The organism is Streptacidiphilus jiangxiensis, assembly GCF_900109465.1.
Lineage (GTDB): Bacteria > Actinomycetota > Actinomycetes > Streptomycetales > Streptomycetaceae > Streptacidiphilus > Streptacidiphilus jiangxiensis.
The window spans coordinates 1-18,849 of the sequence record NZ_FOAZ01000038.1 but is presented as its reverse complement, the minus strand read 5'-3'; the positions used below and the strand labels follow the sequence as shown (position 1 = coordinate 18,849).

At 71.2% G+C, this 18,849-nt stretch carries 16 protein-coding genes and 1 pseudogene; 10 read left to right on the top strand and 7 right to left on the bottom strand.

The window, feature by feature from the left end; translation table 11 throughout:
- Window positions 1-2 precede the first annotated feature (2 nt).
- From BMY61_RS40125 to BMY61_RS40115, 3 genes are read right to left on the bottom strand one after another with little or no spacing between them, the layout of a single operon-like run.
- Window positions 3-617: a hypothetical protein gene (locus BMY61_RS40125; RefSeq protein WP_052438383.1), complete on the bottom strand. Its 615-nt coding sequence runs from the start codon at window positions 615-617 to the stop codon at window positions 3-5.
- On the bottom strand, window positions 614-2,185 hold the full coding sequence (locus tag BMY61_RS40120; protein WP_042443436.1) for a hypothetical protein: 1,572 nt from the start codon (window positions 2,183-2,185) through the stop codon (window positions 614-616). The genes BMY61_RS40125 and BMY61_RS40120 overlap by 4 nt, the downstream gene beginning before the upstream one ends.
- A complete protein-coding gene (locus tag BMY61_RS40115) occupies window positions 2,182-2,925 on the bottom strand; it encodes an ATP-binding cassette domain-containing protein (protein ID WP_042443438.1) in 744 nt (247 codons plus the stop codon). The genes BMY61_RS40120 and BMY61_RS40115 overlap by 4 nt, the downstream gene beginning before the upstream one ends.
- A 236-nt stretch (window positions 2,926-3,161) precedes the next feature.
- Between BMY61_RS40115 and BMY61_RS40110 the strand changes: the two genes are divergently transcribed.
- Both BMY61_RS40110 and BMY61_RS40105 read left to right on the top strand, forming a co-directional pair.
- Window positions 3,162-4,460: a sensor histidine kinase gene (locus tag BMY61_RS40110; protein ID WP_083555261.1), complete on the top strand. Its 1,299-nt coding sequence runs from the start codon at window positions 3,162-3,164 to the stop codon at window positions 4,458-4,460.
- Window positions 4,457-5,158, top strand: a complete 702-nt coding sequence (locus tag BMY61_RS40105; protein ID WP_042443440.1) for a response regulator — start codon at window positions 4,457-4,459, stop codon at window positions 5,156-5,158. The genes BMY61_RS40110 and BMY61_RS40105 overlap by 4 nt, the downstream gene beginning before the upstream one ends.
- A 63-nt stretch (window positions 5,159-5,221) precedes the next feature.
- Here BMY61_RS40105 and BMY61_RS40100 read toward each other — a convergent pair whose 3' ends face one another.
- A complete protein-coding gene (locus BMY61_RS40100) occupies window positions 5,222-6,094 on the bottom strand; it encodes an SDR family oxidoreductase (RefSeq protein WP_082014777.1) in 873 nt (290 codons plus the stop codon).
- Window positions 6,095-6,238: 144 nt separating this feature from the next.
- Between BMY61_RS40100 and BMY61_RS40095 the strand changes: the two genes are divergently transcribed.
- Window positions 6,239-6,643 carry a winged helix-turn-helix transcriptional regulator gene (locus BMY61_RS40095; protein WP_042443442.1) on the top strand — a complete coding sequence of 135 codons (405 nt, stop codon included), beginning with the start codon at window positions 6,239-6,241 and terminating at the stop codon, window positions 6,641-6,643.
- Between the two features lie 151 nt (window positions 6,644-6,794).
- Here the strand turns inward: BMY61_RS40095 and BMY61_RS40090 are convergent, their stop codons facing one another.
- Window positions 6,795-7,781 carry an MBL fold metallo-hydrolase gene (locus tag BMY61_RS40090; protein ID WP_236655884.1) on the bottom strand — a complete coding sequence of 329 codons (987 nt, stop codon included), beginning with the start codon at window positions 7,779-7,781 and terminating at the stop codon, window positions 6,795-6,797.
- Window positions 7,782-8,093: 312 nt separating this feature from the next.
- Between BMY61_RS40090 and BMY61_RS40085 the strand changes: the two genes are divergently transcribed.
- Both BMY61_RS40085 and BMY61_RS40080 read left to right on the top strand, forming a co-directional pair.
- A complete protein-coding gene (locus tag BMY61_RS40085; protein WP_042443444.1) occupies window positions 8,094-9,893 on the top strand; it encodes an alkaline phosphatase family protein in 1,800 nt (599 codons plus the stop codon).
- Between the two features lie 332 nt (window positions 9,894-10,225).
- Entirely contained in the window at window positions 10,226-11,842 is a 1,617-nt protein-coding gene (locus tag BMY61_RS40080; RefSeq protein WP_075004247.1) for an alpha/beta hydrolase, read from the top strand.
- A 122-nt stretch (window positions 11,843-11,964) separates the two neighbouring features.
- Here BMY61_RS40080 and BMY61_RS48515 read toward each other — a convergent pair whose 3' ends face one another.
- The gene (locus BMY61_RS48515) at window positions 11,965-12,735 is read right to left on the bottom strand and encodes a carbonic anhydrase (protein WP_042443449.1); all 771 of its coding nucleotides are present in this window, start codon (window positions 12,733-12,735) and stop codon (window positions 11,965-11,967) included.
- A gap of 207 nt (window positions 12,736-12,942) precedes the next feature.
- Between BMY61_RS48515 and BMY61_RS40070 the strand changes: the two are divergent.
- Window positions 12,943-13,267, top strand: a pseudogene (locus BMY61_RS40070) (integrase core domain-containing protein); the annotation flags it as partial.
- Window positions 13,268-13,382: 115 nt separating this feature from the next.
- Here the strand turns inward: BMY61_RS40070 and BMY61_RS40065 are convergent.
- Entirely contained in the window at window positions 13,383-14,417 is a 1,035-nt protein-coding gene (locus tag BMY61_RS40065; RefSeq protein WP_042443451.1) for a LacI family DNA-binding transcriptional regulator, read from the bottom strand.
- A gap of 519 nt (window positions 14,418-14,936) precedes the next feature.
- Between BMY61_RS40065 and BMY61_RS40060 the strand changes: the two genes are divergently transcribed.
- The 4 genes from BMY61_RS40060 to BMY61_RS40045 all read left to right on the top strand — a co-directional run.
- On the top strand, window positions 14,937-16,412 hold the full coding sequence (locus BMY61_RS40060) for a GH1 family beta-glucosidase (RefSeq protein WP_042443453.1): 1,476 nt from the start codon (window positions 14,937-14,939) through the stop codon (window positions 16,410-16,412).
- Between the two features lie 253 nt (window positions 16,413-16,665).
- Complete coding sequence (locus BMY61_RS45665; RefSeq protein ID WP_042443455.1) at window positions 16,666-16,893, top strand: LacI family transcriptional regulator; 228 nt, start codon at window positions 16,666-16,668, stop codon at window positions 16,891-16,893.
- 12 nt (window positions 16,894-16,905) lie between these two features.
- On the top strand, window positions 16,906-17,892 hold the full coding sequence (locus tag BMY61_RS40050; RefSeq protein ID WP_042443457.1) for an ABC transporter permease: 987 nt from the start codon (window positions 16,906-16,908) through the stop codon (window positions 17,890-17,892).
- Window positions 17,893-17,895: 3 nt separating this feature from the next.
- A partial coding sequence (locus BMY61_RS40045; RefSeq protein ID WP_143094758.1) for an ABC transporter permease occupies window positions 17,896-18,849 on the top strand: 954 nt, incomplete at its 3' end.

Here is an 18,849-nt window from a genome sequence, read left to right as displayed (position 1 = left end):
GCTCAGGCCGCGTCCGGGTCGGTGGGTCGGTCGCGGGCGCCGCGCAGGGTCGCCGCTGTCAGCCCGCCGGCGAACACCAACCCGGCGCACAGGGCGCCGCCCAGGTCGTGCGGTGGGCGGGCGGGCCAGAGCAACGGGGTGGTCAGCCCGGGCGGATGCCACCGCGCGTACAGGGCGTAGAGGGCCGCGACCAGGAACCCGGTCGGTCCCGTCCAGGACAGGCCCCCGCCGAGTGCGGCAGCGCAGAGCAGACCGATGCCGGTGATCCCGGTGACGTTGCGCAGCACGCCCGCGGTGCCGTCGGCCAGGTGGCCGCCGAGACCGGCGGTGGCGAGCAGCCCGACCGCCGCGGCGGTCAACGTCAGCGTGACGGCCACCCGCAGGTGCGGCAGCCACCGCCCCGCCACTCGCTCCGGCTCGCCGAACGGGCTCGCCGTCGCGGCGGCGACGGCGACGGCGGCTGCCGTCTCGAAGATCAGCGGCAGCTGCAGCGCCCCGTAGGCGTCCCAGTGCCCGAGCAGCGCGAGTCGCAGTCCGAGGGCGCAGCCCGCGATCACGAGCAGGGCGACGTGCGCCCGGCGCCCCAGGGCGTGGAGCACGAGCAGGCGGGCGCTCACGGCAGCTGCTCCGGCGTGAGCGAGCCGGCCCGGAGCGCGGCGAGGTGCTGGACCAGCCAGGCCCGACGCGCGGTCTCCGGCAGGGCGGTGAAACGCTCGCAGGCCGCGTACGCCGCCGATCCCCGCGTCAGGGTCGGCCAGTCGGGCGCATCCAGGCCGGGGTGACCCGGCCCGGCCGCACCGGACGATGCCGCCGGGTCAGCCAGGCCCGCCGCGAGCAGCAGCGCCCTGGCCACCGCGTTCTGCGCATCGGAGGCGTCGGGGCCGTCACCGACCACGCGCGCCACCAGCTGCGGGCCGTAGTCCGCCGCCACCTGGGCCGCCATCTGGTCGGCCGTCATGGTGGGCCCCGGCTGTTGCACGGGGAGGATCAGATGGAAACCGCTCGCCCCGTCACCCCCGCGCGCTCCGTCCCCGCGCGCTCCGGTCCCGCGGCCGGTGGTCCGGCTGCTGCCGGCGTCCTGGCCGTAGGTCGTCGACGTCTGCACGATCCGGGTGGGCGCGCCAGGGAGTCCGGCCAGTTGGGCGGTGACCGGTGCCAGCGCGTGCGAGGTGGCTTGCAGGAGGGGTGCGTAGGCGGGGTTGACGCAGAGCGGGATCGGCCCGCGGTCGCAGACGGGGGTGTACCGGAGCGGCCGGTCCGTGGCGGGATCGTGCAGCGCCGGGATGTCGAGCATCCCGTCGACGCCGAGGGTGCCCGTTCCGGTCAGGGCGACCGCGGTGACGACGCTCGCCAACCCGGCGCCGGCCAGGGCGGCGCCGACCCACCGCGCCGCCCGGCCGGCCGCGCCGGGGAGCAGGGCGAGGAGCCCGAGCAGCGCGACGGTGAGCCCCGCCAGGAACATCACCTGCGCCTTGGCGAGGTCGGCGGCGAACGGGTGGAAGGTCGCCGATCCTCCGAACAGGCCCATGCCTCCGCCGCCGGTGACGATCGGTGTGACCTGCCAGGCGGACCGGCCCCCGTGAATGGGCTGGGTGCTGAGCACGAGGGCGAAGAAGACCGCGACGGTCGCCACCGGCGCCGTGAACCGCCCCGGCAACAGCGTCCCCAGGACGAACCCGAGGGCGCCGAACGCCGGCAGGCTCGCGCCGGCGACCACGACGGGCCACCACAGCGGACCACCCCACGATGCCTGACTGGCAGTCACCCCGTAGAGGCAGGCGACGCATCCCAGATACGCCGCCGTGGCCCAGACCGTGATGGCCAGCCAGGACGCGACCTGCCGCTCCCAGCGCGGACGGACGGTGACGGTCAGTTGGTCGCCGAGGCGGCGCCGGGCCTCGCGCGAGGCCTCCCAGGCCGCCGCGCCGGTCACCGGGACGGCGAAGCAGGCCACCGCGCCGGTCTGCAGCCCGGCCGCGCGCAGGTTCCACAGCGGCGGCATGGCCATGTCCTTGCGATAGGTGGTGAGCCAGAACAGCGCGATCGCCACCGGCAGCATCCAGACCATCGCGGAGTGCCGCAGCTCCAGCTGGAGCAGCCGCAGCAGGCGCCGCAGGTGCGCCGTCACCCGGCGCGGGCGCGCGATCGCCGCCGGAGCCGCCGTCGCCGACGTTCCCGCGCTCACGACCGTGCCTCCGACAGGACGGCGCTGTAGCCGCGCTCGATCGGGGTGTCGCCGACGTCCCGTTCGTCACCCCGCGCGGCCAAGCCCGCAGGCGTTCCCTGGAAGGCGATCCTGCCCCGGTCCATCAGGGCCACCTCCGCGCAGGCCGTGGCGACGTCCTCGACCAGATGGGTGCTCACCACCACGGTGGCGTGCTCGCCGAGTTCCCGCAGCAGCGCCCGGAAGGAGACGCGCTGCTGCGGGTCGAGGCCGGCGGTCGGCTCGTCGAGCAGCAGCAGGTCCGGCTGGTTGACGATGGCCTGGGCGATGCCGGCCCGGCGGAGCATGCCGCCCGACAGGGTCCGCAGTCGGGCCTTCCTCCGGTCGCCGAGGCCCACCCGCTCGACGGCGGTGGCGACCGCCGCGCCGATCCGGGCCGACGGCACCTCCTTCAGCAGCGCGAAGTACTCGACGTACTCCGTCACCGTGAACCCCGGGAGGTAGCCGGGGTGCTGCGGCAGGTAGCCGAGCCGGCGGCGGATCTCGCAGCGGGGGCGGTGGCTGCCCGGGTCCCGGCCGAGCAGCCGCAGGGTGCCGGAGGAGGGCGGCAGCGCCGTGGCCATCATCCGCAGCAGCGAGGTCTTGCCCGCGCCGTTCGGCCCCAGCAGGCCGAAGACCCCTGGACCGGCCTGCAGGTCCACCCCGGCCACGGCCTGAACCGTGCCGAAGCGCCGCGTCAGCGCGCTGATCTCGACGTTCATCGTGTTCGTTCCCCCTCGTCGTCCTGCTGTCGTCCTGCGTGGCGTCGTCCCGGTCGCACGCCGGGCGGTGACGACGCCAGGTTGCCCCGGGAACGGGGGCCGGGTCGTCGCACCGGAGCGGGCGAACCGCGGTGGTACCGGAGGGGACATCAGGCATCGTTCCGGGCCCGGGTCATACCTGGGTATGACCATCCAGGCGGGATGTCCGGGCGGCCGCGCCCCCCTACGCTGAGTCCGTGAATCGGCTGCAACAGTGGCTCCGGGCCGCCTGTCGGCCCCCCGTCCAGGTGTCGGTCGGCGCGGAGCCGGCCCCGGCAGGCTCGAGACGCCCGGGCTCGCGCCGCAGGCGCGCGGCGGGTCACGCCGCGCTCGTCCTCGCGACGGCGCTGCTGGCCGCCCTCAACGGCACGCACGTGTACGCTGCTGCCGGCGTCGCCCGGGACCCGGCCAGCACGGAGCAGGTACTGGTCGCCGTCGCTGTGGTGCTGCCGCTGCTGCTGGTCCCCTCCCGGCCGATGCTCGCCTGGCGGCTCGGCTGGCTCGCGCTGCTGCTCTCCCCGCTGCTGTCCGCCGGCTGGTGGGGAGGCTGGCCGTGGGCGGCACCGCAGCTGCTGGTGCTGCTGGTCGCCTTCTGCGTGGCCGGCATGCGACAGCCACGCCCGGTGCTGTGGTGGATGTTCGGGCTGTCGGTGCTGCCGTGGGGCTGGTGGCTGGTGCGGGACATCCCGAACCTGAACGGCCCGGCCAGCGCCACGCTGGTGTTCACCGCCGTGACGATCGCCGTCAGCAGCGTCGGCTCCCGCCTGCGCGCGCAGAGTGCGCTGGCCACCCAGACGGTCCGCACCGACACCGAGCGGGCCCGGCGCGCCGTGCTCGAGGAGCGCGCCCGGATCGCCCGGGAGCTGCACGATGTCGTGGCGCACCACCTCTCGCTGATCGCCGTCCAGGCGGAGACGGCGCCGTTCCGTCTGGGGGAGCTGCCGGAGCCGACCCGCGCGGAGTTCGCCGCCCTCAGCGAGGTGGCCCGCGAGGCGCTGACCGAGATGCGACGGCTGCTCGGCGTGCTGCGCCAGGACCGGTCCGCCGAGCTCGCGCCGCAGCCCCGGCTGACGGAGGTGCCCGCACTCGTCGACAGCGCCCGCCGCGCGGGCGTCGCGGTCGACCTGTCGGTGTCGCCGGGGCTGGACGCGGTGCCTGCGGGCGTCGGCGTGTGCGCGTACCGGATCGTGCAGGAGTCGCTCTCCAACGCGAGCCGCCACGCCTCGGGCGCCACTGTCACCGTGACGGTGGACCAGGGCATGGACACCGTGCTGGTGCGCGTGGCCAACGGCCCCGGCGCCCCGGTCGACCGACCGAGTCCACCGCCGGCCGGGCCCGCGCGCCCAGCCGGCCCCGCCGGCCAAGAGGCCCACGGCCACGGCCTGACCGGCATGCGCGAACGCGTGGCCCTGCTCGGCGGATCGCTCGCGGCCGGACCGACGTCGGCCGGCGGTTTCGAGGTGTCCGCGGTGCTGCCGCTGCGGGAGTTCGGATGAGCGCCGTCGGCCCGGACGCGGGCCCCGCCCTGACGCGCTGCCTGATCGCCGACGATCAGGCGATGGTGCGCGAGGGCTTCGCCGCGGTGCTGGCCGCCCAGGCCGACCTTCAGGTCGTCGGCCAGGCCGCGGACGGCGCCGCCGCCGTGTCCCTCGCCCGGGAACTCTCGCCCGACGTGGTGCTGATGGACGTCCGGATGCCGGTGCTGGACGGCCTCCAGGCCGCCCGGGAGATCCTGCGCGCCGCGAGCGGACCGGCGGGCCCGCGGGTGCTCATGCTCACCACCTTCGACGTCGACGACTACGTCTACGCGGCCCTGCGCGCGGGAGCCAGCGGCTTCCTCCTCAAGGACGCCACCGCGGCCGAACTGGTCCAGGCCGTCCGGGTGGTGGCCTCCGGCGAGGCGCTGCTCGCCCCGTCGGTCACCCGACGTCTGATCGCCGACTTCGCGCGCACCCCACGCCTCGACCCGCCGTCCTCACCTGCCCTCGACGTGCTCACCCAGCGCGAGACCGAGGTCCTGCGGCTCATCGCCTGCGGCCTGTCCAACACCGAGATCAGCAGCGCGCTGGTGATCGCGGAGCAGACCACGAAGACCTACGTCGGTCGGATCTTCGCCAAGCTCGGCCTGCGGGACCGGGCCCAGGCCGTGGTGACCGCCTACGAGAGCGGCCTGGTGACCCCGGGCGAACGGTAGTCCTCAGCCCCCGACAACTAGTCCGGGTTCGCTACGGGCTCGCGTTCCGCAGCCGCCCGGCGACTAGAGAGGCTGCAGCGCCGCGAGTGCCTCGGTCAGGGTCACGGGCGGGCGGCCGATCAGGCGGCGCAAGTCGCCGGAATCGGTGTACATCTCACCGCGGCTCAGGCCGAGGTCGGCGTCGGCGAGGACCTCCGCCAGCTCGGCGGGCAGGCCTGCGGCGGCCAGGACCTGCGCGAACTCCCTGACCGGGAGGTCGGCGTAGGCCACCTGCTCCCCGGTCGCAACAGAGATCGCGGCGGCGAGCTCAGCCAGCGTGAAGGATGCGTCGCCGCCGAGCTCGTACACGGCGCCCGCATGGCCTTCGGCAGTGAGGACGACCGCCGCAGCCTCGGCGTAGTCGGCGCGCGATGCGGCGCTGATCCGCCCCTCGCCCGCGGCGCCGACGACGGCGCCGTGCTGCAGGATCTGCGGCAGTTGGCCGGTGTAGTTCTCCAGGTACCAGCCGTTGCGCAGCACCACGCTGGGGATTCCGCGGTCCCGCAGGTACGCCTCGGTCTCGCGGTGCGTGGCGCCGATGACGGTGGTGGCCGTGTCCGCGTGCGTCGTGCTCGTGTACGCCACCAGCGACACGCCGGCGGCCACCGCGGCGTCCGTCACGCGGCGGTGGTTGGCGACCCGCTCGTCCACGGGGACCGAGGCCGAGATCAGCAGCAGCTTCTCCGCCCCCGCGAAGGCCTCGGCCAGGCTGTCGGCGTCCGCGAAGTCGGCGCGCCGTGCCGTGACACCTCGGTCGGCCAGGTCCTTGATCCCGGCGATGTCCCGGCCCGTCGCGATGATGTCCGCGGCCGGGATCCCGCGCCGCAGCAGCGCCTCGACGGTGAGCCTGCCCAGCTGGCCGGTGGCTCCGGTGACGACGATCGACATGATGGTCATTCCTTCCTTCCGCGCGTGCCTCGCGCGCCAGTCGCGGTTCGTCTGCGGCGGGGCGGAACTCAGGATGACCTGCACACTCTCCATTCGGAAGTAGCCACTTCTTGGTAGGGTACTTACCCGAACGAAAGCATTGAGGTGAGCCGCATGGCGACTGTCGGGAAGGTAACCGCGCCCCCACCGTCTTTCGATCCGTACGAGCGCGGCTGCCCGTCGCGGGACCTGCTCGACCAGATCGGCAGCAAGTGGGCGGTCCTCGTACTGGGCGAGCTCGGCCGGAACGGGACTTCCCGGTTCAGCCGGCTCCGGCAGGCGCTGGCGGGCGTGAGCGAGAAGATGCTCACCCAGACGCTGCGCACCCTCGAACGCGACGGTCTGGTCAGCCGGACCGTCTACCCGGAGGTGCCGCCGCACGTGGAGTATGAACTGACCGCGCTGGGCCAGACGCTACGGGAGCCGCTGAAGGCGCTGACGGACTGGTCGGTGCAGCACATCGGGGAAGTCATCGCCGCCCGCGAGGCATACGACGACCGCACCGAGCGCACGCGGTAAGCCGCAGCGGCCGCACCGATCACGCAAGGACCCTGCCGGCGCGTCGGCTCCGGCGGCCACCGGGCCACCTCAGTAGGCGCCCATGTCCCCGCCGGAGCGGATGAGCTCATCGGCAGGTGCGGGAGCTGGTACCCGCCGGCGGCCCTGGGGGTCAGACGCTGAAAGGCCGCAGCGGGACGGGATCAACCACCAGCGTCCCGGCGGCTCCTCGGGCCGCGACGGACTCTTCCAGCAGCAGGGCCGCCGATGACCTGGTGGTGGCGCTTTCCCGTGCCGTGCCCTCGTTGGCCCCCGGCAACGGGGAGATCATGTCGTCGTGGTGGGTCGGGATCAGCAGCCGCGGGTCGCCGAGCGCGTCCAGCAGGCGGTCGAGGTACCGCTCCACGGCCGAGTACGAGGTCATTCCGACGACAGCCACATCCGGCCGAAGCCCGACGAGTTCCCGCTCCACGAGATTGCTCGTCCCGGCGAGGTAGACCGACGGGCCCTCGTCGAAACTGATGAGGTAGGCCAGGGTCCGACCCTCGACGAGGTCGCCGATGGAACGTGGAGCCGACGGCGGGAGTACCCGTGTGCCGGGCGCGAAGTAGCCGTGATCGCTGTGCTGACTGTGAAGGCTCGGGAGGACCGCGACGCTGAAGCCGGGGAACCGCAGATGCTCCCCGCCTCGCACGCGGATGACGTCGGCGAGTCGTCGGGCGGGGGTGCCCAGTGCGGCCAGAAGGTGGTCGACGGTCTCGTCGCACAGGGTGCGGATGCGGTGCCCGGCCCAGCCGGGATGCGCGAGCAACTGCGGGACGTCCGCCAGGTGGTCGAAATGGCCGTGGCTGACGAGGACCAGGTCAGGAGGGCCCGCGAGGCGGTGCCCCGCGATCCCTGCAACGGCCGCCCGGTCGAGTCGTAAGGGAAGGGATGGATCGATCGCTCCGTCGGGCGATTGGAAAGGCATCCGGCTCAGGTACGGATCGAAGAGGATCCCGCTCCTTCCGAAGCGAAGTTCCCACCCCGAGACTCCGAGCCACCGGAGAATCAGCCTCTCCGTCGCAGGTGGTCCGTCGGCTGCCGGATCGTCGACGACAGTCGTCTGTCCGTGTCGCATTCGCCCTCCTTCGGGTACGCGTAAGCGTTGCGTGGACACGGCGACGAGGGATAGCCCAAGTGGCCGCTGGCCCCTCAGTGGTCCCCCAGGGCGAGCGGAAGCGGGATCTGCGGATCGTCCACTGACGGGCCTTTGTCTCATCTCAGGAAGCTGCTCGCGTCGGGAGGCCGGGGCGACGTGTGTCTGTCTGTGGTGCCCGGCGACGGTTTGCACGGTTCCGCAACATCCGGACGTGGCCTGACGGTTGCTTGATGGACACCCAGTCTTTCTCGTGTGCCCGTCTGGGCGGTGGAGCATACGCGCGCACTGCAAATGTGCGACTTCATTGGCTCGACTTGCAGGGAGAGCACGATGCCCAGGTACACCCGTCCGGCCTTGGTCGGACTGGCCACGGCGACCGCAGCCGCGCTGTGTGGACTTCCGGCCCTGAATGCCAACGCCGCCGAGGGACGCCCGTCCGCCAGTAAGCACGTCCTGCTCATCTCGATCGACGGCATGCACCAGAGTGATCTCGACTGGTACATCGCCAACCACCCGGGCTCAACGCTCGCCAGACTGACGCACACCGGCAGCGAGTACACCAATGCGGAGACGTCCAACCCGTCGGACTCCGACCCGGGCGGCACCGCGCTGATGACCGGCGGTAACCCCCGATCCACCGGCGTCTACTACGACGTCGAGTACAGCCACAAGACGGACGAGCCCGGGGCCGCCTGCACGCCCGGCCGGCCGGCTACCGGTGGTGACGTCATCTACGACTCGCCGGACGACGCACTCGCGAACGTCAACGACTTCATCAACCCGGCGAACGGCACCTTCCCGTCGTTCGACGAGAACGGCTCGGTCTACGCCCAGGGTGTCGACACCAACCCTGCCGCGATCATGAACCTGAAGTTCGACCCGAAGACGTCGCTCAACCCGAAGACGTTCCCGGTCGACCCCAAGACCTGCAAGCCGATCACCCCGTGGGACTACCTCGGCGACAACACGATCTTCCAGGTCATCCACAACGCCGGCCTGCGCACCGCGTGGTCCGACAAGCACGAGGTCTACGCGTCCTTCAACGGTCCCGGCTCGAACGGTCAGAGCATCGACGACCTCTTCTCGCCGGAGATCGACTCGCAGGCTGTCATGCCGAACGGCGTCCCGTACCCGCAGGATGACGACTGGGCCCACATCGACGCCGCCACCAAGCAGTACGACGGTTACAAGGTCCAGGCCGTCCTCGACGAGATCGGCGGCCGCGACCACTCGGGCAAGACCAAGGTCGGCACCCCGGCGATCTTCGGCATGAACTTCCAGACCGTCTCGGTCGCGCAGAAGATCCGCTCGACCCCGACGACGCTGATCGGTCCGGACGCCCACGGCAACTACACCACCAGCGCTCCGGAAGCGGGCGGCTACCAGTGGGTGCACGGCAAGCTGGTCCCCGGGCCGGTGCTGTCCAGCGCGCTGGACTATGTCAACGCCCAGCTCGGCCGCATGGTCCGCGCCATTCACAAGGACGGCCTCGCGGGCTCGACGACGATCATTGTGACGGCCAAGCACGGTCAGTCCCCGCAGGACCCCAACAAGCTCGTCACCGTCCAGGACGGTCCGATCGTCAGCGCGATCAACGCCGCTTGGGCGAAGACGCACCCGAGCAACAAGAGCCTCATCGTGGCCGGAACCGACGACGACCTGTGGCAGTCCTACCTGTCGGACAACTCGCAGGCCGCCAGCGACTTCGTCAAGCGCTACCTGTGGGACCACACCGCGCAGGGCTACGACGTCAACAAGAAGCCGGTCACCGTCAAGCACTCGGGCCTGGCGCAGATCTGGGCCGGCGCAGCCGCCGCGCACTTCTTCGGCGTCCCGGTGAACAACGGCCACTACCCGGACGTCTTCGGCGAGGTCCAGCAGGGCATCGTCTACGCGAAGCCGACCAAGCTGGCCGAGCACGGTGGCATGAACACCGGCGACCGGCACGTCCTGATGATTGTCGACGGCCCGGGCATCCCCGCTCAGGTCGAGTCCGCCTCGGTCGAGACCACCCAGGTCGCCCCCACGATCCTGTCCGTTCTGGGGCTCAACCCGCACGAGCTGACAGCCGTCAAGGTTGAGCACACGAAGGTTCTTCCCGGCCTCGCCGGACGTCGCTGGGACCAGTGACCCGGTGCCTCTGCTCGCCAACTGATTGACCGGCAGCACCACCAAGCGGGAGGCCGGGGCCGATTCGCCCCGGCTTCCTCGCATCCGTCCCAGGCGGCGGATCGGCGCGAAGGCGCAGGTCACCGCGTGGCCGGAGAGAGCGCGGCAAGTGCGTCGATCTGGTCGGCGTGGCGAGAAGGAGCCGGCAGGCGTGACGGGGTGGAGGCGAGCGAGGCGGGTGCACCAAGCGGGTGGGTTGCGGACCGGGATCGGCGAGGCGTCGCGCTCATCGCCTGCTCGCGCCGGAGGCTGGCTCAGGCAAACTGGATGCTGAGCCGAGGACCGGCTGACGGATGACTGACGAGACCACCCCACCGTCCCTGCGGGCCGCTCGATGGGGGCGGCGCGCGGGGCCGGCCGTCGCGGCGGTGCTCGTGTCGTTGGCCGCAGCCGCGTGCGCGTCGCACGGCACGCACGGCACGCACGGCACGCACGGCACGCTCGGCACCGAAGCTGCTGCCCGACCGGACGCGATCGCCTGGACGAGCTGCAGCGGACTGGGCAGGGAGTTCCAGTGCGCGCGGGTTCCGGTGCCGCTGGACTGGAACCGGCCGACCGACAGGCAGATCGAACTGGCCGTCATCCGCCGTCTCGCGACCAGACCGGACGCGCGCATCGGGTCGATGTTCGTCAATCCCGGCGGCCCGGGCCAGAGCGGTGTTGGACTGGTACGGGACTCGGGAGAGGAGCTCGACAGATTCGGCGACGGACGCTTCGACGTGGTGGGCTGGGACCCTCGCGGCTCGAATGCCAGCACCCATGTGGAGTGCTTCACCAGCCGCGCTGAGCGGGATCGGTTCTGGAAGGGCGTGTCGATCCCGAGCACAACGGCGGAATCGGTCGCGTACCAGCGCAAGGCCGAAGAGCTGGCGTCCCGGTGCGCCAAGCTCAGCGGAGACCTGCTCGCGCACATCTCCACCGCGGACACCGCCCGCGACCTCGACCGACTCCGCGCCCTGGTCGGCGACCCCGAGCTCACCTACGTCGGCCTGTCCTACGGTTCCATGATCGGCCAGACCTACGCGAACCTGTTCCCCCGCCGGGTGCGCGCGATGATGCTGGACGGCATCGTCGACACGGTGGCCCAGACCACCAGCATGGAGGCGAACATCACCAGCGCTGTCTCCTCCACCGACCAAGTGCTGGCCCAGTTCGAAGCGTTGTGCCAGCAGGCGGGTCCCGGGCGCTGCGCGCTCGCCGGTCACGGCGACACGGTCGCGCACCGCGTGACGGGGCTGTTCGCCACCGCCCGCCGGGCGCCGATCCCCGCCCGCCACGCCAACCCGCCCGGGCTGCTCACCTACGGAGACCTGCAGGTCTCCACATTCAACCCGCTGCGGTCGCCGCTGACCTGGCCCGCCTTCGCGCGTGACCTCGAGGCCGCAGTAGGCGGCGACGCGTCGAACCTGAAGAGAGCGGCAGAGGCCCAGCAGACACCCGAGGCCCTGGGCGTCGGCGCGACGACCTCGTCGGCGATCTCCTGCGCGGACGCCGCGGCCCGCGTCCCGTCCTCCGCCTGGACCCGACAGATCGCCGACTTCACCGACACCAGCAAGCTCTGGGGCGCGGTGCTGGGCTGGTGGCTGTGGTCACCGTGCGCCTCGCACTGGCCGTCCCCCGACGCCGACCGCTACGCCGGACCCTGGAACGCCAGGACCAGAACCCCGATTCTGCTGATCAACGCCCGCTACGACCCCGCCACCGGATACCGCAGCGCCCAGGCAGCGCAGCGGCGACTCGGCAACGCCGTGCTGCTCACCTTGAACGGCTACGGCCACCCCAGCTACCAGGTCCCCAGCACATGCGTCGACGAGGCCAGGGTGCGCTACCTCGTCGATCTCGTCACCCCCGCCAACGGCACGACCTGCCAACCGGACCAGACGCCCTTCGGAACGGGACGCCCATCATGAAAGGAGCCGCGCATGCACGACGTCGACCCCGGCTCGGGCAGTAGCCCTACGCTCCGCTTGTCCGGTCCTACCCCCGCACGGAGACCTGTCCGACGGCGGATTTCCGCGCGGGTCGGTGCGGATCAGAGGCAGAAGTCGACCGTTCCGGTGTCCAGGGAGTAGTAGGCGCCGATGACTCGGGCGCGGCCGACGCGCTCGAAAGGTTCCAGCAGTGCGTCGTGCTGCAACTGCATAACGGTCAGCCGGATCTGGGCGCGGACCGTGTTGTCGACCTGGTCGCCCGGAAGTCCCTTGGCGGCCTCGTAGGCCGGGCGCAGTGCGTCCACGACGTCCTTGAGATGGGCGGGTGCCTCCCGCCCGGCGTTCAGTGTCTCCACCGCGAACACGACTGCGCCACAGCGCTGGTGACCCATCACGACCAGCAGCGGCGTCAGTGCTTCCTGTACGCCGTACTCCACTGCGCCCTGGACCAGTCCGTCGTTCGTCTGTGCGGCGGTCCGCACCACGAACAGGTCACCGACACCCCGATCGAACACGATCTCGGGGGGAACGCGTGAGTCGATGCACGAGAAGACTGTGGCCAGCGGATGCTGGCCGGCTGCTACCTGTTGACGACGCGCCACGCTCTGGTGCGGGTGCTGGAGTCGTCCTGCGACCCAGCGCCGGTTCCCGTCTTCGAGGATGTGCAGGACGCGCTCCGGGGTGAGTGGGCCGCCACCGGCCACGCCACCGGCCCCGGTGTCAGTCTCGGCCGCGTAGGCGCTGGGTGTCGGCCCCGCGGTGGTAGCTGACCACAGCGATGCTGTCGCGAGCGCTGTCGTTCCGGCGACCAGGACACCCCGCCGTGTCGGTGAAGTCGGGTTGACCTGGGGAGGCGCTACGGGCTCGGACATCTCGGCAGCTCCTTCTGGAGATCGGAATCAGGTACTTCGCCTGATTGTGGGCGGCTCAGGTCGAAATGCCGCGTCCTTGCCGGTGGGTCGGGACCGATTTCACCTGGACGCCCAACGGGTGGTCGCGACCCTGTGGGGCTCGCAAAGTCATCGCTGCAGGTGGGGCCCGCGTGAGAGGCGTTCGCCAGCGGCGGGGATGCTGCGCGGGTGATCATCTCGACGGTGTACCGGATCACCCGCGCGTTGCTGTCCGTGCCGGGCGTCCTGCTGCGCCGCAACACGGCCAAGGACGCCGAACTGCTGGTGCTGCGGCATGAGAACGCGGTGTTGCGCCGTCAGCTCGCGGGTCCGGTCCGTTACGAGCCCGCGGACCGGGTCTGGTTGGCCGCGCTGTCGTCGCTGATACCGCGCTGCGACTGGAGCCGTGTCTTCGCGGTCACCCCGGGGGACGTTGCTGGCGTGGCACCGCAGGCTGATCGCGAAGCGGTGGGACTACTCCCACCGTCGTCGACGTACCGGCCGCCCACCGACGGCGGGGGACCGATGGGGCGTCCGGTTCACGGGCCGCGGAAGACGGTGTGGGTTCGCGCTCGCTCATCGGCGGCAGTCGCACGGCGGAGACTTCGTGGAGGCCGGCTCGGCGCCGGCTAGGCGGATTCGCGGACCACGAGTTCCGTGGAAAGGATGATCTGCCGGTGGCTGCGGCCGGGGGTGGCGATGTCCTCCAGCAGGAGCCGGGCCATGGCCCGGCCCATCTCCTCGCTCGGCTGGCGGACGCTGGTCATCGGGGGCTCGGTGTGGCGAGCCACGGGCGAGTCGTCGAAGCCGACGACCGCGACGTCCTGCGGGATGCGGCGGTCGGCGCGGCGTAGTGCGCGCATCGCGCCGACGGCCATGAGGTCGGAGGCGCAGAAGACGGCGTCGACGGCCGGCTCCCGCTCCAGCAGCTCGGCCATGGCCTGCTCACCGGAGGCCTCGGAGAAGTCTCCGTGAGCGATCAGCTTGGCCTCGACAGCGAGCCCGGCCTCCTCCAGGGCCCTCCGGTAGCCCTCCAGGCGGACGCCGGAAGCCTCCATGTCCGGCGGACCGGTGATGGTCGCCACCCGTTGCCGCCCCAGGCCCACCAAATGCCGCACAGCGGCCCAGGCGCCGCGAAGGTTGTCCGAATCGACGTAGTTGAGAGGTTCCATCTCGGAACGGCGGCCGCCGAGAACGGCCGGCAGGCCGGTCCGCTCCACGAGTTCGGCCACGGGGTCGTCCGCGTGGACGGAGACCATGAGCACCCCGTCGACCCGGCGCCCGTCGAGGAAGCCCGCGAGTCGCTCGCGCTCGCGTTGGGTGCTGACGAGGATCAGCAGCAACTGGAGCTCGGTGTCGGAGAGCTCGCTGGCCACACCGCGGATGATCGAGGCGAAGAAGGGCTCGGAGGCGAGCCGGGTCTCGGTCTCCGGAATGATCAATGCGATCGCGTCGGCCTTGCTGGTGACCAGGGAGCGGGCGGCTCGGTTCGGCACGTAGCCGAGCTCCGCAATCGCGTGCTCGACCGCCGACCGCGCCCGGGGGCTGACCCCGGCGGCGCCGTTGACCACGCGCGACACCGTGCCGCGGCCGACGCCGGCCAGCGCGGCCACAGCCTCCAGCGTCGGTCGTCCCGTGCCGCGGTCGCCGAGCCTGCTGCCCATCCTGCCGCTCCTTTTTGCTGTCCATGGTCGTGATGTGGGCGCAACGTCCGTCCTGCCGCCGGCCACTGACAGACAGCCGGTGGGCGGACCCTGGTCTCCACATGGCCCGCCAGGACCCGTCGGCCCGGCTCGCTCGGGGGCGTGGCCGTCGTGGGCCCGGAGTCTACGCCGTCGCCGCGAGAGCGATTTGGGAGCGCGCCCACTACGGCCTTCCCTGGATCGCCCCAGCTGCGACCGGGGCGTGGCCAGGTTGTGCCCGGGGTGTTGCGCACGGGTCCGAGTCGCTGGCCTCGTGGTTCTCACCATAACGCATCCGTCATCTGGGATCGCTCCCAGATTTCGGGCAGATGTCCGGGAGGGTCTTGACATCCGCATGCAGGAAGATTCAGGCTTCCGGCACGGAAAGATTTGGGAGCGCTCCCATCCGGCCTCGCCCGGAGTCGACCACCGGCTGCAACCGGAGCGCCTTCGATCTCCGCCTCACCGCATCCGCCTCGGAAACCTCGGGAGCCCGCTGCAATGACCTCCGTCGGCGCCTCGCCATCCCTTCGCCGGCCCGGCCTCCTGGCCGCGCCGCGGTCCCTGCCGGCTGACGACGGCCTGCTGCACTTCCCATCCGGTTTCCTGTGGGGCGCGGCGACCTCGGCCTACCAGATCGAGGGCGCGGCCGACGAGGACGGGCGCACGCCTTCCATCTGGGACACCTTCTGTGCCACGCCTGGCAAGGTGCATCACGGCGATACGGGAGCCATCGCGGTGGATCACTACCACCGCTTCCGCGAGGACGTGGCCCTGATGCGCGATCTCGGCCTCACCGCCTACCGCTTCTCGATCTCCTGGCCCCGGGTCCAGCCGACCGGTCACGGCCCGGCCGTCGAGCGGGGCTTCGACTTCTACCGCCGGCTCGTGGACGCCCTGCTGGAGGCCGGCATCACCCCGGTCGCCACCCTGTACCACTGGGATCTGCCGCAGGAACTGGAGGACGGGGGCGGCTGGCCGGCCCGGGACACGGCCGAGCGTTTCGGCGCCTACGCGGCCCTGGCTGCGGAGGCTCTGGGCGACCGGGTGACCTGCTGGACCACGCTGAACGAGCCGTGGTGCTCGGCGTTCCTCGGCTACGGCTCCGGCGTGCACGCGCCCGGCCGGACCGATCCGGCCGACGCCCTCCGCGCCGCGCACCACCTCAACCTGGGCCACGGGCGGGCGGCCGCGGCGATCCGCGCCGCAGTACCGGACGCCCGTCTGTCCGTCAGTCTCAACCTGCACCAGGTTCGGCCGCTGACCGACAGTGCGGCGGACGCCGAGGCGGCCCGACGCATCGACGCCGTGGGCAACCGGATCTTCACGGGGCCGATGCTGCACGGCCGTTACGACGAGGACCTGCTCGCCGACACCGCCCACCTGGTCGACTGGGACGAACTGGTCCGGCCTGGAGACCTCGCCGCCGTACACGCCCCGCTCGACTCGGTCGGGATCAACTACTACACCCCGGCATGGGTTTCGGCCGACGGGGCGAGCACCAGCACGACGCACGGCACCGGCGGGGGCTCGCCGTGGCCGGGATCGGAGTCCGTCGCCTTTCATCAGCCGGAGGGCCCCGCCAGCAGCATGGGCTGGCCGATCGACGCCACCGGGCTGTTCGACCTGCTCTCCCGCGTGCACGGGGAGCGGCCCGATCTGCCGCTGCTGATCACCGAGAACGGCATGGCCTGTGAGGACTACCCGAACCCCGAGGGTGAGGTGCGCGATCCGGAACGCGTCGGCTATCTCCACGACCACTTGGCGGCCGTCCATCGCGCCATCTCGTCGGGTATCGACGTCCGCGGCTATTTCCAGTGGTCCCTGCTGGACAACTTCGAATGGGCCTACGGCTATGCCAAGCGTTTCGGCATGATCTACGTGGACTTCGCCACGCAGCGGCGCACACTCAAGTCGAGCGCGCACTGGTACGGGGAGGCGGCGCGTAAGGGGGCGATTCCCCGGCCTGGAAACTGACGCGCTTTTTACTGATGCATCGCTTATGCGGCCTTGACCTGCCATTTCTCCCTTCGGAGGACAGCAGGCCAGACGTTGTCCGTGTGCTGATCATTCGCCTTTGGCTGCCCTGAGTTCCTGCGTGCCACGATACCCCCCGGGGCATCACAGTACCGTAACACCGCATGGCAGCTCTTGAAATTGATGGAAAGCGCACCTAGTTTTTCCGCATCGATCCTGTAAGCGCTCGCTTGAGGCGCTTCCATCGTCCTCGGTGCAACTCACCACTGTGCGTCAGTCGATCCAGGAGATCGGCGCGCGAGCCTTCGAGGTCCTGCACTCCATGATCACTTCAGCTCCTCCGGTCACGCCTGCGGTCGGCTTGTACGCCGTCCCCGCTGAGGCAAGCACCGACATCGTTCTGCCCACCCGGCCGGTCCGCCGCGAGAGCTGCGGCTGTTCCCCCGACCCCGCGACGCCGTTCTGGCGTCGCCTCGTCTGAGCGGAGGCCGACATGAGAGCGCTCCTGCGAAGGCTCTGGTTCTACCTGGTCGCCGCGTTCGCCGCGATCACGCTCAACTTCTTCATTCCCCGGATGGTGCCGGGCAGTGCCCTGCAGAACTTCCTGGCCAAGATGAACACCGCCTCGCTGACCCCGTCCCAGCTCCAGGCCCTTGAGGCCCAGTACGGCGGCGGTCACCAGGGGCTGGTGGCGCAGTATCTGACCTACCTGGGCAACCTGTTCCACGGCAATCTGGGCATGTCGACCTCGCTGTCCACGCCCGTCTCCACCGTGCTCGGCAACGACCTGCCTTGGACGATCGGCCTGGTCGGCTCGGCCACGGTGATCGCCTTCCTGGTCGGCACGCTGATCGGCGTGCTGGCCGGGTGGCGGCGCAGCGGTCTGCTGGACTCGCTGCTCCCGGCGGCCACCTTCTTCCAGGCCGTCCCCTACTTCATCCTCGCGTCGCTGCTGATGCTCACCCTGGGCTTCTACGGTGGGATGTTCCCGACGGGCGGCGCGTACGACACCGGCCGCTTCGCGACGGTCACGCCCGGGTGGAACGGGCCGTTCATCGCGAACGTGATCGACCACGCGGCGCTGCCGGCGGCGACCGTCGCGCTGGCCTCGATCGCCGGGTGGATCATCGGGATGCGCAACATGATGATCACCACCATGGACGAGGACTACGTCCTGGTGGCCGCGGCCAAGGGTCTGCCGCGCTGGCGGGTGGTCGGTGTCGCCGCCCGTAACGCGCTGCTGCCGAGCATCTCCAACTTCGCTCTGTCGATCAGTCTTGTGGTCACCGGGTCGATCGTCACCGAGATCGTCTTCAACTACGCGGGTGTGGGGCGTGAGATCTTCAATGCCGCCCAGGCCGCCGACTACCCCGTGATGCAGGGCATCTTGCTGGTCGTCACGTTCACCGTGCTCGGCGCCAACCTGCTCGCGGACATCGTCTACGTCGCGCTCGACCCGCGCGCGAGGAAGGTGGCCTGAGCCGTGTCCCCTGTCCTTCGACCCCGACGTCGCTCCGGCGGCAGTGGCAGCCGCCCACGCTGGCTGCGCTCGCCCAAGGTGGCCGCCGGTTCGCTGATCCTGCTCTTCTTCGTGCTGCTGGCGGTCTTCGGGCCGATGGTGGCCCCGCACTCGCCCGAGTGGCAGGCGTCCACGCTGGACAACGTGCCGCACCCGCCCTCGTCGCAGTTCTGGCTCGGCACGGACGTGCAGCAGCACGACCTGTTCTCGCAGTTGCTGGCCGGTGGCCGGGACACGCTGCTCATCGCCTTCGTGGGCGGGCTCGTCGCCACCGCGCTGTCCGTGATCGTCGGCGTGAGCGCCGGCTTTCTCGGCGGCAAGGCCGACGAGGTGCTGTCGATCCTGACCAACATCTTCCTGGCGCTGCCGGGCCTGCTGATCCTGATGGTCGTCATGAAGATGATGCCGGACGGCGACACCGGCAACCCGCTGCTCATCGGCGCCGTCATCGCCCTCAGCGCGTGGGCGTGGGGGGCCCGGGTCCTGCGGGCGCAGACGCTGGCCCTGCGCAACCAGGACTACGTCGAGTCCGCCCGGGTCGTGGGCGAGAGCCGGGTGCGGATCATCGTCTTCGAGATCCTCCCGAATCTGCTGCCCATCCTGGCCTCCTCGTTCATCTTCACGGTGATCTACGGGATCGGCGCCTACGCCTCGCTCGCCTGGCTCGGTCTGATCAATCCCACCACCGCCTCCTGGGGCACCATGCTCAACACCGCCCAGCAGTTCAGCGCGACCACCAGCGGCACCTGGTGGTGGTACGGGCCGCCGGCCCTGTGCGTCGCCTTCGTCGGGATCGCCCTGGCGCTGCTCAACTTCGGCATCGACGAGATCGTCAACCCGCGGATGCGCAGCACCCGCAGGGGGCTGCGCAGCAAGGGCCCGCGCTTCCAGCTCGGCCTGACCCCCGTGGTCCGCGAC